Source organism: Rhodovibrio sodomensis (assembly GCF_016583645.1).
Taxonomy (GTDB): Bacteria; Pseudomonadota; Alphaproteobacteria; order Kiloniellales; family Rhodovibrionaceae; genus Rhodovibrio; species Rhodovibrio sodomensis.
The window spans coordinates 17,999-36,004 of sequence record NZ_NRRL01000045.1 but is presented as its reverse complement, the minus strand read 5'-3'; the positions used below and the strand labels follow the sequence as shown (position 1 = coordinate 36,004).

General features: G+C 69.9%; 21 protein-coding genes and 1 pseudogene. 16 read left to right on the top strand and 6 right to left on the bottom strand.

Going from position 1 to position 18,006, the window contains the following annotated elements; genetic code table 11:
• Positions 1–166: 166 nt before the first annotated feature.
• Positions 167–397 carry a sulfurtransferase TusA family protein gene (locus CKO28_RS15325; RefSeq protein WP_200341675.1) on the bottom strand — a complete coding sequence of 77 codons (231 nt, stop codon included), beginning with the start codon at positions 395–397 and terminating at the stop codon, positions 167–169.
• Positions 398–736: 339 nt separating this feature from the next.
• On the opposite strand from CKO28_RS15325, the gene CKO28_RS15320 reads away from it, so the two are divergent.
• The gene (locus CKO28_RS15320; protein ID WP_200341674.1) at positions 737–1,201 is read left to right on the top strand and encodes a DUF302 domain-containing protein; all 465 of its coding nucleotides are present in this window, start codon (positions 737–739) and stop codon (positions 1,199–1,201) included.
• Positions 1,202–1,256: 55 nt separating this feature from the next.
• On the opposite strand, the gene CKO28_RS15315 is transcribed toward CKO28_RS15320, so the two are convergent.
• Positions 1,257–1,661 (bottom strand): DUF423 domain-containing protein, encoded by a 405-nt coding sequence (locus tag CKO28_RS15315; protein WP_200341673.1) that lies wholly within the window; start codon positions 1,659–1,661, stop codon positions 1,257–1,259.
• 285 nt (positions 1,662–1,946) lie between these two features.
• On the opposite strand from CKO28_RS15315, the gene CKO28_RS15310 reads away from it, so the two are divergent.
• The 5 genes from CKO28_RS15310 to queF all read left to right on the top strand — a co-directional run bounded on the left by CKO28_RS15310 (position 1,947) and on the right by queF (position 6,111).
• Positions 1,947–2,378, top strand: coding sequence for a helix-turn-helix domain-containing protein (locus tag CKO28_RS15310; protein ID WP_200341672.1), 432 nt, complete (start codon positions 1,947–1,949; stop codon positions 2,376–2,378).
• A gap of 239 nt (positions 2,379–2,617) precedes the next feature.
• A complete protein-coding gene (locus CKO28_RS15305) occupies positions 2,618–3,274 on the top strand; it encodes a hypothetical protein (protein WP_200341671.1) in 657 nt (218 codons plus the stop codon).
• Positions 3,275–3,401: 127 nt separating this feature from the next.
• Complete coding sequence (gene queA / locus CKO28_RS15300) at positions 3,402–4,487, top strand: tRNA preQ1(34) S-adenosylmethionine ribosyltransferase-isomerase QueA (protein WP_200341670.1); 1,086 nt, start codon at positions 3,402–3,404, stop codon at positions 4,485–4,487.
• Positions 4,484–5,617 carry a tRNA guanosine(34) transglycosylase Tgt gene (gene tgt / locus CKO28_RS15295; RefSeq protein ID WP_200341669.1) on the top strand — a complete coding sequence of 378 codons (1,134 nt, stop codon included), beginning with the start codon at positions 4,484–4,486 and terminating at the stop codon, positions 5,615–5,617. The genes queA and tgt overlap by 4 nt, the downstream gene beginning before the upstream one ends.
• 29 nt (positions 5,618–5,646) lie before the next feature.
• On the top strand, positions 5,647–6,111 hold the full coding sequence (gene queF, locus CKO28_RS15290) for a preQ(1) synthase (RefSeq protein WP_200341668.1): 465 nt from the start codon (positions 5,647–5,649) through the stop codon (positions 6,109–6,111).
• Between the two features lie 143 nt (positions 6,112–6,254).
• On the opposite strand, the gene CKO28_RS15285 is transcribed toward queF, so the two are convergent.
• The gene (locus CKO28_RS15285) at positions 6,255–6,539 is read right to left on the bottom strand and encodes a hypothetical protein (RefSeq protein WP_200341667.1); all 285 of its coding nucleotides are present in this window, start codon (positions 6,537–6,539) and stop codon (positions 6,255–6,257) included.
• 152 nt (positions 6,540–6,691) lie between these two features.
• On the opposite strand from CKO28_RS15285, the gene CKO28_RS15280 reads away from it, so the two are divergent.
• Complete coding sequence (locus CKO28_RS15280; protein ID WP_200341666.1) at positions 6,692–7,519, top strand: Crp/Fnr family transcriptional regulator; 828 nt, start codon at positions 6,692–6,694, stop codon at positions 7,517–7,519.
• Between the two features lie 46 nt (positions 7,520–7,565).
• Here the strand turns inward: CKO28_RS15280 and CKO28_RS15275 are convergent, their stop codons facing one another.
• A complete protein-coding gene (locus tag CKO28_RS15275; protein WP_200341665.1) occupies positions 7,566–7,757 on the bottom strand; it encodes a hypothetical protein in 192 nt (63 codons plus the stop codon).
• Positions 7,758–7,850: 93 nt separating this feature from the next.
• On the opposite strand from CKO28_RS15275, the gene CKO28_RS15270 reads away from it, so the two are divergent.
• The 3 genes from CKO28_RS15270 to CKO28_RS15260 all read left to right on the top strand — a co-directional run bounded on the left by CKO28_RS15270 (position 7,851) and on the right by CKO28_RS15260 (position 10,681).
• Positions 7,851–8,405 carry a CBS domain-containing protein gene (locus tag CKO28_RS15270; protein ID WP_200341664.1) on the top strand — a complete coding sequence of 185 codons (555 nt, stop codon included), beginning with the start codon at positions 7,851–7,853 and terminating at the stop codon, positions 8,403–8,405.
• Positions 8,406–8,474: 69 nt separating this feature from the next.
• Positions 8,475–9,623, top strand: coding sequence for a tRNA epoxyqueuosine(34) reductase QueG (gene queG, locus CKO28_RS15265; RefSeq protein ID WP_200341663.1), 1,149 nt, complete (start codon positions 8,475–8,477; stop codon positions 9,621–9,623).
• A gap of 86 nt (positions 9,624–9,709) precedes the next feature.
• Entirely contained in the window at positions 9,710–10,681 is a 972-nt protein-coding gene (locus CKO28_RS15260) for an IS481 family transposase (RefSeq protein WP_200341662.1), read from the top strand.
• A gap of 39 nt (positions 10,682–10,720) precedes the next feature.
• Here CKO28_RS15260 and CKO28_RS15255 read toward each other — a convergent pair whose 3' ends face one another.
• Positions 10,721–11,251, bottom strand: coding sequence for a hypothetical protein (locus CKO28_RS15255; protein ID WP_200341661.1), 531 nt, complete (start codon positions 11,249–11,251; stop codon positions 10,721–10,723).
• Positions 11,252–11,376: 125 nt separating this feature from the next.
• On the opposite strand from CKO28_RS15255, the gene CKO28_RS15250 reads away from it, so the two are divergent.
• The 5 genes from CKO28_RS15250 (at position 11,377) to CKO28_RS15230 (ending at position 16,583) form a co-directional block, all read left to right on the top strand.
• The gene (locus CKO28_RS15250) at positions 11,377–12,672 is read left to right on the top strand and encodes a flavin monoamine oxidase family protein (RefSeq protein WP_200341660.1); all 1,296 of its coding nucleotides are present in this window, start codon (positions 11,377–11,379) and stop codon (positions 12,670–12,672) included.
• A 157-nt stretch (positions 12,673–12,829) separates the two neighbouring features.
• Positions 12,830–13,033 (top strand): dodecin family protein, encoded by a 204-nt coding sequence (locus tag CKO28_RS15245; RefSeq protein WP_200341659.1) that lies wholly within the window; start codon positions 12,830–12,832, stop codon positions 13,031–13,033.
• Between the two features lie 88 nt (positions 13,034–13,121).
• Complete coding sequence (locus CKO28_RS15240; protein ID WP_200341658.1) at positions 13,122–13,889, top strand: SDR family NAD(P)-dependent oxidoreductase; 768 nt, start codon at positions 13,122–13,124, stop codon at positions 13,887–13,889.
• Between the two features lie 172 nt (positions 13,890–14,061).
• Positions 14,062–15,387, top strand: coding sequence for a pentapeptide repeat-containing protein (locus CKO28_RS15235; protein WP_200341657.1), 1,326 nt, complete (start codon positions 14,062–14,064; stop codon positions 15,385–15,387).
• A gap of 509 nt (positions 15,388–15,896) precedes the next feature.
• Complete coding sequence (locus tag CKO28_RS15230) at positions 15,897–16,583, top strand: cell wall hydrolase (RefSeq protein WP_200341656.1); 687 nt, start codon at positions 15,897–15,899, stop codon at positions 16,581–16,583.
• A gap of 172 nt (positions 16,584–16,755) precedes the next feature.
• On the opposite strand, the pseudogene CKO28_RS29620 reads toward CKO28_RS15230, so the two are convergent.
• Positions 16,756–17,094 (bottom strand): annotated as a pseudogene (locus tag CKO28_RS29620) (IS630 family transposase); the annotation flags it as partial.
• A 381-nt stretch (positions 17,095–17,475) separates the two neighbouring features.
• Here CKO28_RS29620 and CKO28_RS15215 point away from each other — a divergent pair.
• On the top strand, positions 17,476–18,000 hold the full coding sequence (locus tag CKO28_RS15215; RefSeq protein ID WP_200341653.1) for a paraquat-inducible protein A: 525 nt from the start codon (positions 17,476–17,478) through the stop codon (positions 17,998–18,000).
• Positions 18,001–18,006: the final 6 nt, after the last annotated feature.

Here is an 18,006-nt window from a genome sequence, read left to right as displayed (position 1 = left end):
TCGACACAATCCCCATAGACCTGCCTCGCTGCCCGCGGGTCCGTTCAATCCACGTTCACGAGCGGTCCGGCAAAAGCCGTCTCGCCCTGGCAAACTGCCGTTCCCGGACCCTCGAGAACGCTCCAGATTCACGATCAAGGTCGACTCGACCTTGATCGATTTTGCCCTAGCCGCTCTTGCGGATCCGCAGGGTGTAGACGCCGTCGGCCTCCTCCGAGGCCTCCAGCGCGTGGCCGGTGGTCTCGCAGAACGCTTCGAAGTCGGCGGGTGCGCCCGGATCGGTCGCCTGGACCTCCAGCAGACCGCCGGCCGGGACGTCCTTCATCGCCTTGCGCGCCCGCAGCACCGGCAACGGGCATTTGAGGTCGCGCGCGTCCAGGTAGTGGGCTTCGCTCATCTCGTCTCCCGGTTAAGCGCCGTGGGCAGCGGGCCGTGGTTTTCAGGGTAAAGCCATCGCGCCGACGGCGGAAGGTGAGGCTGACCGCGCTGCCCCGTGCCCCGTCGGCGACGCGGACCCTAGGCTTCAAGCAACCTTGATGGCCTGCACGGGCGGCGCCGGCTCGGGCAAGATGGTGCAGGGCGGTCTCGCCTTTCAGCTGAATCTTGCGCTTTCTTCAGGACTTTAGAGCGGAGTCGATGCAAGCCGGTCTGGCTTTGATCGATTCTGTTCTAGGCCGGCCGCGTTGGAACCCGCAGGCTGTGGGCGTGAGACCCACCCAGAACCGGGAGCACCGCCATGCGCCGCTTCGCGCTGATCGCCGCCGTCGTAACCGCGCTTACCGTCGCCGCCGCCCCGACCCTGCGCGCCGCGCCGGACGGGATGATCGTCAAGCCGTCCGCGCACAGCGTGTCGGCGACCCTGGACAAGCTTGAAGCGGTGCTGAAGCAGAACGGCATCCGTGTGTTCACGCGCGTCGACCATGCCGCAGGGGCGGCTGGCGTCGGCCTCGACCTGCCGGCGACGCAGTTGCTGATCTTCGGCAACCCGAAGCTGGGCACGCCCCTGATGCAGGCCGAGCGCACGGTGGCGATCGACCTGCCGATGAAGGCGCTGGCCTATGCCGACGCGCACGGCGATGTCCACCTCGCCTACAACGACCCGGCGTACCTGGCCCGGCGTCACGGCATCACCGGCCAGAGCAAGGTGATCGACCGGATGACCGGCGCGCTCGACAAGCTGACCGACGCGGCCACGCGGTAGCCGGCCGTCGCGGCCGGTCCCCGACGCGCGTCGGGCGGGCCTCCAGCGGGCGGATTCAGGAACCGCGGCCCAGCGCGGCCCAGATCAGCGCCAGCCAGCCGATCAGGAACGCGCCGCCGCCGACCGGCACGACCGGGATCAGGAAGGTCCAGCCGAGCACCGCGGCCAGGTACAGCCCGCCCGGGAACAGCAGGCCGCCGACCGCGAAGCCCGCGCCCGCCACCGCGACCGGCCGGACGAGCCGGCTGCCGCCCCGTGCCTGCAGCAGCGCCACCCCGATCAGCGCCAGCGCGTGCAGCGCCTGATAACGCGCGCCGGTTTCAATCCAGCCGAGCCGAGTCGCATCGAGGGTCGATTCGAGCCCGTGGGCGGCGAACGCGCCCAACGCGACCGCAAAAAATCCGTACACGCCGGCGCATAGCAGCCATGCACGTGCAGTGCGGTTAACGGTTTCCCACATGTGGTGTTGTATACCTAATCGTGGTGAGACGGGACAACTTCGCTATTCACGTTGCCCTGCTATCGGGCACCCCCTGGGCGAGTTTGTCACACCAATCACACTGTTTGAGATACCCTCCCGCCTATACCTTTGGGCGTGGATATAGACCATTTTACCAAGAATACTTGTTGATCCGACATGCAAAAGGCAGGTAAACCGCACAGACTGAGCCGCGGTTGTCCCCAGGCTGGCAGCAGACCCGTTAGACAGCCGTGCAACACGGCAACAACGCATGAGTATTGGGCCATGAGCGAAGCAACAATGAAACCGAACCCAGTCGATGTACATGTGGGGCAGCGTCTTCGACAGCGCCGCGTCCTAGTCGGCTTAAGTCAAGAAAAGCTGGCCCGCATGGTCGGCATCACTTTCCAACAGGTGCAAAAGTACGAGCGTGGCGCGAATCGCATCGTCGCAAGTCGCCTGTACGAACTGGCCCGCGTCCTCGACGTGCCGGTCAGTTACTTCTTCGATGATCTGTCCGCCAAGGCGGCGAACGACATCGCCAACCAGAACGTCGGCCCGCACGAGGCGACGCAGGACAGCGCCGCCCACGACGTGATGGCGGAGCGCGAGACCCTGGAACTGGTGCGCGCGTATTACAGCATCGACGACGAAAAGGTGCGCCGTCGGGCGTTCGACCTGCTGCGGTCGCTCTCCAAGTCGGCCAGCGGCGAGTAGGACGCCGCCGCCGCGGACCGATCCGTCCGTCGGCGGCGTGTCCCAAGACGGCCAGCTTTCCCGCGATTGGGGGCCCGGACACCGGGTCCCCGTCCAACCGGACGCCGAACCGACCCGCCTGCGTGCGACCGCGCCGACGATGATGCCGTCGGGTTCGGCGCGAGAGCGCCCGGACCGGCCCGCTTTCGACGGTTCGGGGCGGTTCCCGAACCGGCCTTTTGGGTCTATCTGCCTAGGCTATGCAGTCCGGCCACGACGCCCCGAGCGAGGCCCAGAACGAGGCCCAGCGCCGGCCCTGGTTGAGCCTGAGCGACGACGCCCTGGCGGACAGCCTCCGCCGGGTCGAGCGCGTCGGCGCGGCCGCGGTCCCGGCCCTGTCGCTGGCGTCCCAACGCACGCTCGCAAGGGTTGCCGACCAGCTGTCCTTCCGCACCGCCCGGCCGGTCGTCGGCAGCGGCGAACGGGCGGTCACCCAGAGTTTCGAGATCGCCGACGACGTCCCGGAAACCGGCCCGTTGGCCGAGGTCGCCGACGCGCTTGCGCAGCGGTTGAACGCAGTGCTGGCGCGCGACGACACCCCCGCCTGCGCGGCGATCGCGTTCAACGACCGGGTGGTGCAGCGCTATCCGCCGGGCGACATCGGGATTTCCCCGCACAAGGACCACGTTCGCTACGTCCATCTGGTGGTCAACCTCGTACTCCGCGGGGTCGGCCGGTTCTACGTCTGCCCGGAGCGCAGTTTCGCCGGCGCGCTGGAGATCCCAGGATCGGCCGGCGACGCCCTGATCATGCGCGCGCCCGGCTTTGCCGGCAGCGATAACCGGCCGTTTCATGCGATCGGGGCGGTGGCACCGGAGCGCCTCGTCCTCGGCCTGCGCCAGGACGCCCGTACCTGACCCGGCTGGCGCGCCCGCCCGTACGCCGCCGACGCGGGCGGTCTTTCGGGACCGCGCACGGCGGTGCTATACCGCCCGGCCTTCCGACCGCAGGCACGGCCCGCCGTCCGCCACCGACCGTCAGACCATGCGCACCGACGACTTCGATTTCGACCTGCCCAAGTCCCTGGTGGCGCAGCGGCCGATCAGGCCGCGCGACGCCGCGCGTCTGCTCGAGGTCGGCGAGAGCTTCCGGGACCTCGGCGTGCGCGACCTGCCGGACCTGCTGCGGCCGGGCGACGTCGCCGTCTTCAACGACACCCGGGTGATCCCAACCCGGCTGTGGGGAACCCGCGGCCAGGCGCGGATCGAGGCGACGCTGCACAAGCCCGATCCCGCGCGCGACGACACGTGGCGCGCCTTCGCCAGGCCCGGCAAGCGCCTGCGCGTCGGCGACACCGTCACCTTCGGGAAGCTCCAGGACGCGACGCAGAACGCAGCCAGCCTGACGGCCGAGGTGATCGACAAGCCCGCCGGCGGCGAGGTCGTGCTGCGCTTCGAGCGCGCCGGCGCGGATCTGCTGCACGCCCTCGAGCGGGTCGGCGGGATGCCATTGCCGCCCTATATCGACCGGCACGACGGCGCCGACCTCAGCGACGAGCAGGACTACCAGACGGTGTTCGCCCGGGCCCCGGGCGCGGTCGCGGCGCCCACCGCCGGCCTGCACTTCACCGACGAGCTGCTGGCCCGGCTGGACGCCCGCGGGGTCCGGCGGGTCACGGTCACGCTGCACGTCGGCGCCGGCACCTTCCTGCCGGTCAAGACCGACGATCCGCGCCAGCATCCGATGCATGCGGAATTCGGCGAGATCACGGCCGACACGGCCGAGGCGATCAACGCGGCCCGCGCGGCCGGCGGCCGGGCGGTCGCGATCGGCACGACCGCCCTGCGGCTGATCGAGACGGCGGCGGACGCCGCCGGGACCGTGCACCCCTTCCGGGACGAGAGCGACATCTTCATCCTGCCGGGCTACCGCTTCAAGGCGAGCGACCTGTTGTTCACCAACTTCCACCTGCCCCGCTCGACCCTGTTCATGCTGGTCTGCGCGTTCGCCGGCCGTCGGCGGATGCTGGCCGCGTACGCGCATGCCAAGCAGCAGGGCTACCGCTTCTTCTCCTACGGCGACGCCAGCCTGCTGCACCGCCTGCCCGACCTGGACGCGCCCGCGCCGTGACCGGGTTCCGCTGGGACCAGCTGGCGCGCGACGGGATGGCCCGGCTGGGCCGGCTGCACACCGCGCATGGGCCGGTCGATACGCCCGCCTTCATGCCGGTCGGGACGGCCGCGACGGTGAAGGCGATGGCGCCCTGGGACGTCGCCGAGACCGGCGCGCAGATGGTGCTGGGCAACACCTACCACCTGATGCTGCGCCCGGGCGCGGAGCGGGTCGCCAGGCTGGGCGGGCTGCACCGCTTCATGGCCTGGGACGGACCGATCCTGACCGACAGCGGCGGCTTCCAGGTGATGTCGCTCGCCCAGCTGCGCAAACTGGACGAGACCGGGGTGACGTTCAAAAGCCACATCGACGGCAGCAGCCACGCGCTGACCCCCGAACGGTCGGTCGAGATCCAGGACCTGCTGGACGCCGACGTCACCATGCAGCTGGACGAATGCCCGCCGGCCGGCTGGCCGCACGATCGGGTCGCGGCCTCGATGCGCCTGTCGCTGCGCTGGGCGGAGCGCTGCCAGCGCGCCTTCCGGCAGCGCCCCGGCTATGCCCTGTTCGGGATCGTCCAGGGCGGCACCTACGACGACCTGCGCCGGGAGAGCGCGCGCGAACTGGGCGCCATGGACCTGCCCGGCTACGCCGTCGGCGGCCTGGCGGTCGGCGAAGGCCAGGCCGAGACGTTCCGCGTCCTCGAGGTCACCTGTCCCGAGCTGCCGGCGGACAAGCCGCGCTACCTGATGGGCGTCGGCCGGCCGGACGACGTCGTCGGCGCGGTGATGCGCGGGATCGATATGTTCGACTGCGTGCTGCCGACCCGCTCGGGCCGGACCGGCCAGGCGTTCACGGCGGGCGGCACCGTCAACCTGAAGAACGCCCGCCACCGGGAGGATGCGCGCGCCCTCGATCCAGCGTGCACGTGCGCGACCTGCACGACCTTTTCCCGCGCCTACCTGCACCATCTGATCCGGGCGGAGGAGATGCTGGGCCCGATGCTGGTCAGCCGCCACAACGTGCATTACTACCAGCAGCTGATGGCCGGGCTGCGCGCGGCGATCCAACGCGGCGAGCTGGCCGACCACGCCCGGGCGCTTGCCGACGGCTGGGCGGCGGGCGATATCCCGCCTCTCCAGAGCTGAGTCCCGCGACCTTCGGACCTGCGAGAGCCATGACGGAAGACCGCTATCAACGCCTGTCCGCGCTCGGCCAAGACCGGGCGATCCCCCGCTCGCCCGAAGAGGCGGACCTGGAGGTCGTCGACGATCCGTACCCGGAGGAGCTGTACCTGGTGCGCTTCACCGCGCCGGAGTTCACCTCGCTCTGCCCGGTCACCGGCCAGCCCGACTTCGCGCATCTGGTGATCGACTACGCGCCCGAGGCGAAGCTGGTGGAGAGCAAGTCGCTCAAGCTGTTTTTGATCAGCTTCCGCGATCACGGCGCGTTCCACGAGGACTGCACGCTGACCATCGCCAAGCGGATCAAGGCGGCGATCCAACCGCGCTGGCTGCGCATCGCCGGCTACTGGTATCCGCGCGGCGGCATCCCGATCGACGTGTTCTACCAGACCGACGCCCCGCCGGCCGGCCTGTGGCTGCCGGACACCGGCGTCGCGCCCTACCGCGGGCGCGGGTAGAGCTACACCCTCGAAGGCCGAAACGGCCTTCGGGCTGAAGGTGGCTTTAACTTCTTGAAGAGCGGGCAGGATGGGCTCGGCTTGCCCGCGAATATTGCGCGCGCTTCCACCGGATACGGCGCGCCCCCGGTCCGCGGCCGGGCTCAGGCGATCGGATCGGTGCCCGGCCCCTCGCCGCCGGGGTCCAGCAGGCTGGTATTCACCGGCTGCGCGGCATAGGTGTCCTGAATGACACTGTTCAGCCGCAGAATAATCTGCGTCAGCACCGCCGGGTCCACCTCCAGATCGGTGGACAAGGCATCGTCGGCGATCCGTCTGAACGCCTCGCCGTCGATCACCCGGGCTTCGATCAAGGCAAGGATCAGCATCTGGATCAGCAGCAACGCCGCTTTGGCATCGGCATCGCCTGCGGCGGGATCGTCGGTCATCGCGGCGTCCTCGCTGTCGGGTGTCGATCGTGGCTAAGCGTCTGACGTCATAACACCCGTATTAGGCTTTGCGCGTCGATATCAACGGCGCTAGGTTACGAGAGGCGTTGTTATGCCACAAGGGACAGTAAGCGGAAAGCGAGGAACGTGGAATGCGGCCTGGCGCGAAGGCACTTCACAACAAGCTTTCCCTGTTTATCGACTTCGAAGACAATGACGTCGATGCGCTCGATAGCCTGATCGACGCCGCCCATCAGCGCATCCCCCGCGGCAACGACATCGTAACCGAGGGGGAGTCGCACACCCTGGGGTACGTCATCCTCGACGGCTGGGCGGCGTCGTGCAAGACCCTGCCGGATGGGCGCCGGCAAATCCTGTCGTTCCTGATGCCGGGCGACATCGTCGGCCTGTTCGCGCCGGTCTCGGCCGTCTGCACCGCCAGCGTGGCGACCCTGAACGACGTCGAGGTCGCCACCTTCACGCCCGACGAACTGGTCACCGTCACCAGCCGCTCGCCGCGCCTGGGGGTCGCGCTCGGCTGGGCGGCGGCGCGCGAACACGAAATCCTGGCCGAGCATCTGGTCAACGTCGGCCGCCGCTCGGCGGCCGAGCGGGTCGCCCACCTGTTCCTGGAGCTCTGGGCCCGCTTGAGGGTGCGCGGCCTGACCGACGGCAAGCGCTTCACCATCCCGGTCACTCAGACGATCATCGCCGACACGCTGGGCCTGTCGGTGGTGCATGTGAACCGGACCCTGCGCCAGCTCTCCAACCAGGGCATCCTGGAAAGCAACCGCGAAAAGGCCACGATCCTCGACCTCGACCGGCTGCAGGACCTGGCCGGGTTCAGCGAGGACTTCCTGCTGAACCACTACGCTCCGCGCACCCTGCGCCGCCGCGTCGACTCCCTGGACGGCACGCGGACCGACCCAGGCGCCGGCACCGGCCGCCGGACAAAAGACCGTCACGCGACCACCTCTTGAGACCGAAGCAGCTGAAACCCGACCCGGGCCCCGCGGGCATGTCCGCCTAAGCCGGATCCGGACGCGGGATCAGCCAGCCGCCGCGCACCGTCAGCCGGACCGCCTGCCCTTCCTCGAGCGGACTGCGTTCCGCCGTCGCCGGGGCCACCTGCGGCAGATGCCCACGCTCCATCACCGCGACACAGGCGGCGAGCGCGACGCGTTGGCGTTGGCCGCCCGACAGCGCCGGCACAACCATGCGGCTGCCGGGCCGGGTGCGACGGTTTGACAGAGCGCGGCTGGGCAACACCTCAACGCGGGACACGCAGACACCAGCGAGAGGTTTACGCCCATGAGCACCCAAGCCGCGGCCGCCCATACCGACACACCGAGCACGCCCAAAATGCGGATCAGCGACCGGCCGGAATACAAGTCCAAGCCGAACCCGCTCACCTTCGGGCGCGAGGCCACGGTCGCGGACGCGGTCGCCGCGATGAGCGAGCGGAACTATGGTGCGGTGATCGTCACCGACGGCGACGGCAAGGTCGAGGGCGTGGTCACCGAGCGCGACGTCATGCGCAAGATCGTCAACGCCAAGCGCGACGCCCAGGCGACCAAGCTGTCCGACATCATGACCACCGAGGTGCGCACCGCCCGCGCCGACGACGACGTGCTGGACTGGCTGCGGATCATGTCGAACGAGCGCTTCCGCCGCCTGCCGATCGTCGACGACGATGGCCGTCTCAAGGCCGTGTTCACGCAGGGCGACTTCGTCTCCTACACGTGGCCGGAGCTGATGAGCCAGGCGACCCAGCTCGCCAAGGCGACGGTGTTCCGGAACTGGCACATCTTCCTGATCGTGGGCGCGGTGATGGTCTACACCGTGATCATGATCGCGGTGCTGTAGCATTCCAGCCGCGTGCGGGCCGGCCGGACCGGTTTGGCCCGGCGCGATCGATCGGTCACACTGCCCACCATGCCCGACGACGCTGCCCCAGCCGTATCCAATCCAAAGGCCGCGATCCGTGCCCAGGCCCTGGCGATCGGGTTCGACGCGGTCGGCTTCGCGCCCGCCGAGTTGGGCGCCGACGCGTCTGCCAACCTGCAGACCTACCTCGACCGCGGCTATCACGGCGACATGGGCTGGCTCGCCGACACCGCCGACCGGCGCGGCCATCCTCGGCAGCTATGGCCGGAGGCGCGCTCGGTCGTCGTGGTGGGCCAGAACTACGGACCCGCGCACGATCCGCTTGCGATCCTGGAGCACCCGGAACGCGGCGCGATCAGCGTCTACGCCCAGAACCGCGACTACCACGACCTGGTGAAGAAGCGCCTGAAGCGGCTGGCGCGCTGGATGCACGATACCCTGGCGGCCGAGGCCAAGGTCTTCGTCGACACCGCGCCCGTCATGGAAAAGCCGCTGGCGGCGGCCGCCGGGCTGGGCTGGCAGGGCAAGCACACCAACCTGCTGTCGCGCGACTGGGGCAACTGGCTGTTCCTGGGCGAGGTGTTCACCACCCTTGCGCTCGCGCCTGACGGGCCGGAGGGCGACCATTGCGGCAGCTGCCGGGCCTGCCTGGACGTCTGCCCCACCGATGCGTTTCCAGCGCCCTACCAGCTCGACGCCAGCCGCTGCATCTCCTACCTGACGATCGAGCACACGGGGCACATCCCGCGCGAACTGCGCCCGCTGATGGGCAACCGGATCTACGGCTGCGACGACTGCCTGGCGATCTGCCCGTGGAACAAGTTCGCCCGGCGCACGGACGAGGACGCCTTCAAGGGCCGGCTCGAGCTGACCGCGCCGCGCCTGCGCGACCTGGCGACGCTGGACGAGGCCGGTTTCCGGCAGGTGTTCGCCGCCAGCCCGATCAAGCGCACCGGGCGCGCCCGGTTCGTGCGCAACGTGCTGATCGCGATCGGCAACAGCGGGCGCGCCGAGCTGAGCGAGACCGCGCGCGGCCTGCTGGACGACCAGTCGGACCTTGTCCGCGCCGCGGCCGTCTGGGCGTTCGCACGGCTGGCCGACCCCGACAGCCTGCGCCGCGAGGCCGCGCGCCGCCTGGACCTGGAACCGAATCCGGAGGTCCGGGCGGAATGGGCGGCGGAACAGCCGGACGGCTAGATGTGAGCTTCCAACAGGTTGTCCACTCGGTCCCGACCGAGGAGACTGGTGATTGACAGATCATCAAACTCGCTCAGGGGGACCGAATGGACATCCACGAGAATGCCTGTCTGACACCGCGCGGTCGAGCCTTGCTTGCTCGCCGCATTCTGGAGGTCGGCGAGACCCCGAAGGCCGTGGCCACGGCCTTCGGGGTCTCGACAAAAACCGCACGCAAATGGGTCGCGCGCTTCCAGGACGAAGGCCCGGACGGGCTCCGCGACCGCTCCTCGCGGCCGCACAAGCTGCGCCGACCGACATCCCAGGCGACCCAAGCGCGGATCATCAACCTGCGCCGCCAGCGCATCGCCGGCCAGCAGATCGCCCGCGACCTCGGCGTCTCCCCCGCCACCGTCAGCCGCGTCCTCAAACGCGCCGGCCTCAGCCGGCTGCGCGACCTCGACCCGGCCCCGCCGGTGCGCCGCTACCAGCGCGACCGTCCCGGCGAGCTGATCCATCTCGACATCAAGAAGCTCGGCCGCTTCGAGCGGCCCGGCCACCGCGTCACCGGCGATCGTAAGGGCCAAAGCAACCGCCGCGGCACTAAGCTCGGCGGCATGGGCTGGGAGTACGTCCACGTCTGCATCGACGACGCCTCGCGCATCGCCTTCAGCCAGATCAAGCCCGACGAGCGCAAGGAAAGCGCCGTCGCCGTCCTGCACGCCGCCGTCGCCGACTACGCCCGCCTGGGCATCACCGTCGAGCGCGTCATGACCGACAACGGCGCCTGCTACAGATCCCAAGCCTTCCGCGAGGCCTGCAAACAGCTCGGCCTACGCCACATCCGCACCAAACCCTACACGCCCAAAACCAACGGCAAGGCCGAACGCTTCATCCAAACCGCCCTGCGCGAATGGGCCTACGCCCACGCCTATACCACCTCCGACCAGCGCGCCGAGCACTTGCCCGCCTGGCTGCATCGCTACAATTGGCATCGACCCCATGGTAGCCTGCAAACCAACACACCCATCAGCCGCCTCGGCCTCTCCGAGAACAACCTGTTGAGGCTCCACATCTAGAGCAAGATCAAGGGCGACTCGACCTTCATCGATTTTGCTCTAGTTACCGCCGGCCTCCGCGGCCTTGGCCGTGTTGTCGGCCTTGGCCGTGTTGTCGGAGTTGCCGCCGGTCCAGCAGCGGAAGGCCGCGCGGGTCGGCTGCAGCAGTGGGCAGTCGCTCTGGAACGTACTGGTCTGGATCAGTTCCAGGCGCGCGCCCTTCGGGCACAGGCGCCGGGCCGTCGCGCGGACTTGGTCGCGGTCGTTCAGAACCGAGCCGTAGCAGACGGTCACGACCGGGTTCCGCGGGATCGTCGCCCAGGGGTTCTCGCCGCTCTGCGGATTGGGCACCCGCGACTGCGGTCCGGCCGGCCCCTGGGTTTGCCCGTCCCGGGCGTCCCGGCGGTCCGGCGCGTCTTGCTCGAACGCGTCGAAGACGGTCGACGGGGCCGCCGCCATCTGGCCGCCGCGATAGGCCCGTCCCGCGTCGCCGGCGGCCAACGGCTGCCACGGGGCGGAGGCGTCGAACGGCTGCGGTGCGCAGGCGGCCAGCGCCAGACACAGCGGGAGGGCGGTCACAAGCTGTCGCACGGGTGGGCGGTCTCCGACGGTGACGAAGCGGGTGGCCACGGCCACCTCGATGGTCTAGCACGTCTGCCCGGGTGCGCGGGAGAGCCGATGCGTCCGCGTCGCGCCCGAGCGTGCCCCGGCATGACATGGGAACCGCCGCCATCACCAAGCCGCCTGCCCTGCCGTCGGACGTCGATCTCGCGATCGTGGGGGCCGGGGTCGCCGGTCTCGCCGCCGCCAAGACGGCGCGCGCCCGCGGCCTGTCGGTCGCCTTGCTGGAAGCGCAGAGCCGGATCGGCGGACGGGCGTTCACCGATACGCTGGACCCCGGCAACGGCCGGGCGCCCCTGCCCTGGGACCGCGGCTGCCACTGGCTGCATCAGGCCCGCGAGAACCCATTCACCGAAATCGCCGACGCGCTCGGCTTCGGCTACCGCACCGAAAGCCGCGCCAGCCATATCTGGTTGGGCGACCGTTGGGCGGACGACGCCGACCTGGCCGACCGGAGGGCCGCGGGCGAGCGTGCCGAGGCGGCCGTGGCGGCCGCCGCTGAAGCGGGCCGGGACGTCGCGATGGCGGATGTGATCCCGGATCTGGGCCGTTGGTCCGGGGTGCACCGGCAGTTCCTGCGCGCGGTGACCGGGGAGGACCCGGCCGCCAACAGCACGCTCGACGATCAGCGCTACACCGAAACCGGCGACAACTGGCCGGTCGAGGCCGGCTTCGGCGCGCTGGTCGCCGCCTGGGCCGCGGACGTCGAGGCCATCACCGAGACGCCGGTGCAACGGATCGACCGGCGCGGGCGCGACCTGCGGCTGGAAACGCCGCGCGGGACGCTCCGGGCGCGCGCGGCGGTGCTGACCCCGTCGACCGACGTGCTGCTGTCGGGCGGCCTCCGGCTCGACCCGCCGATGCCGACCGAGCTCGCCGACGCGCTGGCCGGCGTGCCGCTGGGCGCGGCCAACAAGGTCGCCTTCGCCTTCGACCGGGACGTGTTCGGCCTGGAGCACGCGATGGCGGTGCACCAGCCCGACGCCCCGCGCGGCTGCAACTTTCAGATCCGCCCGTTCCGCCGGGACATGGCGATCGCCCATTCGGGCGGCCCCTTGGCGCGCCAACTGGAGCAGGCCGGCCCTGCCGAGATGATTGCGTTCGCGCGCGCGCAGCTGAGCGAGATGTTCGGCGCGGACGTGCACCGATACCTGCGCGCCAGTGCGACCACCGCGTGGGGCCGCGATCCCTGGATCGGCGGCGGGTACAGCGTCTGCCGACCCGGCCGTGCGGGCGACCGGGCGCGGCTGCTGCGGCCGGTCGAGGCGCGGATCTGGCTGGCCGGGGAGGCATGCTCCCTGACCGCCTTCGGCACCGTCGGCGGCGCGCACGACAGCGGCGTGGCCGCTGCACGGCACGCCGCCGCCCGGCTGACGGCGGCGCGCGACTGACCCGTCGGGCCGGTTGGCCGACCGGGCTGGCCGATTGGTCTGGGTGACAAACCATTCGTGCGGGCGCACCATGCGGTGGTGCGCCGACCGGGCCCGCGCATGGCCGGGTCGCCAAGGCGCACGATCAATCACCAATCGAGCCAATGGGGAGGTGATCATGGCAGTTGCCCGCGTAACCACGCTGACCGCGTCGTCCAAGGAGAGCTTCGACGACGCCACGCGTCAGGCTCTGGACCGCGCCAACAAGACACTGCGCAACGTCACCGGCGCGGAGGTGACCGCGCAGAAAATCAAGGTCGAGCAGGGCAAGATCCACGAGTTCCGGGTCACCATGGACGTGACCTTCATTCTGGACGAATGAGCGCATAGGTCTCTCGGGGCGGGGCGCTGGCTTGCCAGGCACCCCGCCCCAATTGCGTCCGCGACAGCGATCAGGGTCGATAGGCCGAATGAACGACGGGTTGAACCGCACGGCGGTGATCACGGGCGGCGCCCAGGGGATCGGCAAGGCGATCGCCCGGCGTCTGCTGCAGGACGGCTGGACGGTCGTCGTGCTGGACGCCGACACCGGGGCCCTGGAAGCCGCGCGCGGCGAACTGGAGGCGCTGGGTCCGGTCACCGCCCTGCCCACCGACGTTGCGCAGGCGGAGCAGGTTGAGCGCGCCTTCGACGCGATCGCCGCGCTGGCCCCGCACGGGCTGGACGGGCTGTTCAACGTCGCCGGGATCATGCGCGCGGCGCCGCCGGAAGAGCTCCCGCTGTCCGACTGGCACCGGGTGATCGCAACCAACCTGACCGGGGCGTTCGTGACCTGCCGGCTTGCCGCACCGCTGCTGCGCCGGCGCGGCGGGGCGATCGTCAACGTCGCGTCCACCCGGGCGGCGATGTCGGAACCGCATACCGAGGCCTACAGCGCGTCCAAGGGCGGGCTGGTCGCACTGACCCACGCGCTGGCGGTCTCGCTCGGCCCCGAGGTGCGCGTCAACGCCGTCTCCCCGGGCTGGATCGACGTCAGCCGGTCGGGCAGTCCGCCGGACGCCCGCGCGGCGGAGACGCTGAGCCCGGAGGACCACGCCCAGCACCCCGTCGGACGGGTCGGCCGGCCGGACGACGTCGCCGGCTTGGCCGTCTGGCTCGCCGGGCCGGAGGCCGGCTTCGTCACCGGTCAGGAGTTCACCCTGGACGGCGGCATGACCCGCAAGATGATCTACAGCTGAGCCCGCGCGCGCCACCCGACCGCCACCCGACCGCCACCCGACCGCCTCTGGGAATCTGCATACACAGTGACCGGAATTGCACACCGGACGCTGTGTTCGCGCGGGCGCTTAACCCGCTTTTAAGCGACACGGCGTTACCCCGACCGCGCGTCATTCCCGGGGAAGTGCCGACATGAGCGACAGGACGGGCGACAAGGGCTCGCCGCTGAGCTGGACCAAGGTGAGCGACCAGGAGTTGTCCGCGATCCTGGCCGCGCACAAGACCTACCTGGCCCGAAAGCCCGGCGGCCGACGCGCCATGCTCGCGTTCTACGATCTCAGCAACCGCGATCTGTCGAACTTCGACCTCGCGGAGGCGGACGTGACCGGGGCGCGCCTGCACCGCTGCCGGCTCAGCGGGGTCGGTTTGCGCGCGGCCAACCTGTTCGGCGCCGACCTGCGGATGGCGAGCCTGGTCGGCGCGGATCTGACCCGGGCCGACCTGCGCGGTGCCTGCCTGCGCGGGGTCGACATGTCGGACGCCACGGTGGTCGATGCCGATATCCGCGAGGCCCAGCTGGCGCGCTACGACGCCAACGGCGATCCGCAGCACGTGCAGTTCGACAGCATGCCGGCGGAACTGTCGGCGATTATCGCCCGGCGCGCCAACCTGAGCCGGGCGCAGTTGTCGAACGCGCTGGTGCTGAAGACCGATTTCTCCGACGCGCGCCTGCACAACACCAACTTCCGCAACGCCGACCTGCGCAACAGCGTCCTGATCGGCGCGTCGATGGACGGCTGCGATCTGTCCAGCGCCAACCTGTCGGGCTGTTCGATGACCGGCGTGACGCTGTCCGGCGCGCGGATCAACGGCGCCCGGTTCGAGGGCACGGACCTGCGCGGAGCGGTGCTGGACGACAAGATGAGCGACACCCCGGAACTGCAGGGCGCGGTGCGGGTGCGCCCCGCCGGCGACGTGCTGCGCAACCTGGACGCCCTGTTGCGCGCGCACCAGCGCTGGGTCGACAGCTCCGCGCACGAGGGCACCCGTATCGACCTCAGTGAACTCGACCTGACCCGCCTGATCCGCCCGGGCATCAAGCTGCCGGCGGCGATGCTGGAACGGGCCACGCTGCGCGGCGCCAAGCTCGACGGCGGCGAGTTCGCCATGGCGCAGATGGCGTTTCTCGATCTGCGCGAAGCCAACCTGGCGAACGCGGACATCCGCGGGGCCAACCTGAGCCGAAGCGTGCTGCGCCACGCCAACCTCGAAGGCGCGGACCTGGGCCCGGTCGAGCACGTCGGCCGCGCCGACCAGGTCTGGCCGGCCAACCTGGAATACGCCAAGTTGTCGCACGCCAACCTGGCGGGCGCGCGGCTTGCGCGGGCGCGCCTCGCCATGGCGGATTTGAGCGACTGCGACCTGTCCGGCGCCGATCTGCGCGGGGCCGATCTGACCGGTACCGTGCTGGACCGGGCCAAACTGGACAACGCCCGGTTCGACGCGCCGCCGAAGTAGGCGCGATCGCGGCCGTGCGCGCGGTGGCGGACCCGCGCATTCCAAGTTTGGCGTCTGACGATCCAGCCGCTACAGTGCGAGGCACGGGGATCGGGTCACGTCCGCGGCGCACGCCCGTCACACGGGGTTGTGTCGCGAAATTCGGGCCGCCCTACCTAATATTAGGTAGATGCACCTAACTGGACGGGCCGAACAATTAACAACACGCCCGGCGTGCTTTTGTCACAGGCCCGCGACCCCGGCGTTTCCATCGACTTATATGGTTAAGCTGAGACGAGACCGCGTTGGCGGGATCGTCAAGGCCTGGCGCGCGTTAATCGTATGGTAACTTGTCCGTGGATCGCACCAGCGATTCAGGACTCCACATTGATCAAATTTGGCCTAAATGTGGCGGGATCGTCATCGGTCGGACGGGACTGCGAGGGGGCACCTGCCGTCCGCACGATCGGTGAAACACACGGCCGCGCCGGCGAGGCCGCGGCCGCTCGTTTTTACGGAGGGACACGGCGATGACGACACAGATGGGGATCGCCGCGCCATACCCGATGGCAGTGCTGCGCCGGGCGACCCGGCTGATGCCGGCCGCCGCGACCGCGTTCGCCGCGGCGTTCCTGGCGCTGCAACCGGTCGCTGCGAACGACGCCAAGACCGACACCAACGCGCCCGGTACCGAACCCCTCACGGACGTCTCGGCGGGCCAGACCGGCACCACCGACGTGCGCCGGCAGATCGAATGCTTGGCCAAGACGATCTACTTCGAAGCGCGCGGTGAGCCGGACGCTGGCAAGCTGGCGGTCGGCCACGTGGTGATGAACCGGGTGGCGTCCGACGACTACCCGGACTCGGTGTGTCAGGTCATGCAGCAGGGCGGCGCGGCGCGCCTGCACCGCTGCCAGTTCTCGTTTTTCTGCGACGGACGCAGCGACGAGCCCAAGGACAAGGCCGCCTGGCGCCACAGCCAGGCATTGGCCCGGGCGGTGTTCTGGGACTTCTCCCCCGACCCGACCGGCGGGGCGCGCTGGTACCACGCCGACTACGTCTCGCCCGATTGGCGCAACCACTTCGACAAGGGTCCGGTGATCGGCCAGCACGTGTTCTACCTCGCCCCGGGCGAGCAGGCCACGGGCGGCGACATTCCCCAACAGATCGCCGAACGCCCGGCCGAAGGCACCGTGGCCACCCCGGGCAAACAGTAGCCAGACCGGCGGCCGGCCAATACGCCAAGGCCGCCACCGGATCCGACAACGTAACAATGAGCCGGTCCGCGGCCTCTCGGACCGGCTCGTCTGCTTTGCGCCTCTCAGCGGCGTTCGGTCAGGGCAAAATGCTGAGAGGTGGAAGCAGCTTTCAGCTGCGACTCGAACTTCTGGTGCCCGCGCGGCCCTTCTTGGGCGGCAGGCCGGGGTGCGTCCGGTCGCGGGCCCGGATCTGGCTCTTTTCGTCGACCGAGCAGACGTGGGCGTGCGCTGGCGGGGTCATGTAGAGGCCGACGACATCGCGCAGCTCGTCGGCGAACGCGGGATCGCCGGAGGGCTTGGACACGCAGCCGGCGCGAAGCGCCTACTGGCGCACCCGACGGGGCCGCAGCCCGTGTCTGTGCCAGATGCGCTGGACCGAACGGACGCTGATGCCGGCGGCCTCCGCCATCATCGGCCCGGTCCCTTCGGTCGTCTCCTTCGGCGGCGGCTCGAAGGTCAGCGCCAGCACGCAGGTCGTGGCCGTGCCGGTCTCGCGCATGATGGCGGTGTGGGGAGACCGTCGGCTGCGCAGAGCACGATCCGCGCCCGCCACACGTGTTTTTGCGGGGCGTTGCGATCCCGGACGGTGGCCTCGAGACTATGGCGATCAGCCGGGGAAACCTCGACATCGATACCGGGGGCATGCCGCGGACTCGCGCGCGCTTCCGGCGAAGGGAATCCCTCGCGGGGACCCGACCGTCAAGGGTTCACCAATCGCCGTAGTTGGGATAGCGGCGTCGCGCGCGAAAACTTCCTTCTCCGTGCCTCTGTGGTTCGATCTTGCTTGCTTGTCCCTTTGATGCCCTTTGTGGCGGCACAAGAAACCGCGCCGACAGCCGATGGTAAGCCGATGCCGCTGGTACACGACGAGGCGCTGGCGAAGCGGGTGCGCGGGGTCGACCGCGCGCTGGGTCTGGGGCTGCTCGCCGCGCTGGGGCTGCTGGTGACGGGCTGGACCTGGCCGATGATGACGGTCAGCCGGTTCGTCTGGCTGCAGGACGAGGTGTCGCTGCTGAACGCCACCCGCGCGCTCTACGCCCAGGGCGACTGGCTGCTGTTCGGCGTGCTCGCGGTGTTCGCCTTCCTGTTCCCGGCGGCGAAGCTGCTGGCGGCCCTGTGGGTCTTCCACCGGGTGGACGCCACACGGAACGGGCTGGAGCGCGCGCTCGACGGGCTCGACCTATTGGGCCGCTGGTCGATGCTGGACGTCTTCGTCGCCGCGCTGCTGGTGGTCGCCGTTCAGGCCTCGCTGGTCAGCGAGGTGACGCTGCACGCGGGCCTGTACCTGTTTACAGCCGCCGTCGTGCTGTCGATCGCGGCGACCCAGCGGCTGCGCGCCCTCGCCCGCCGCGCCCGCGGCACCGCGGACGCTTGATCGCCC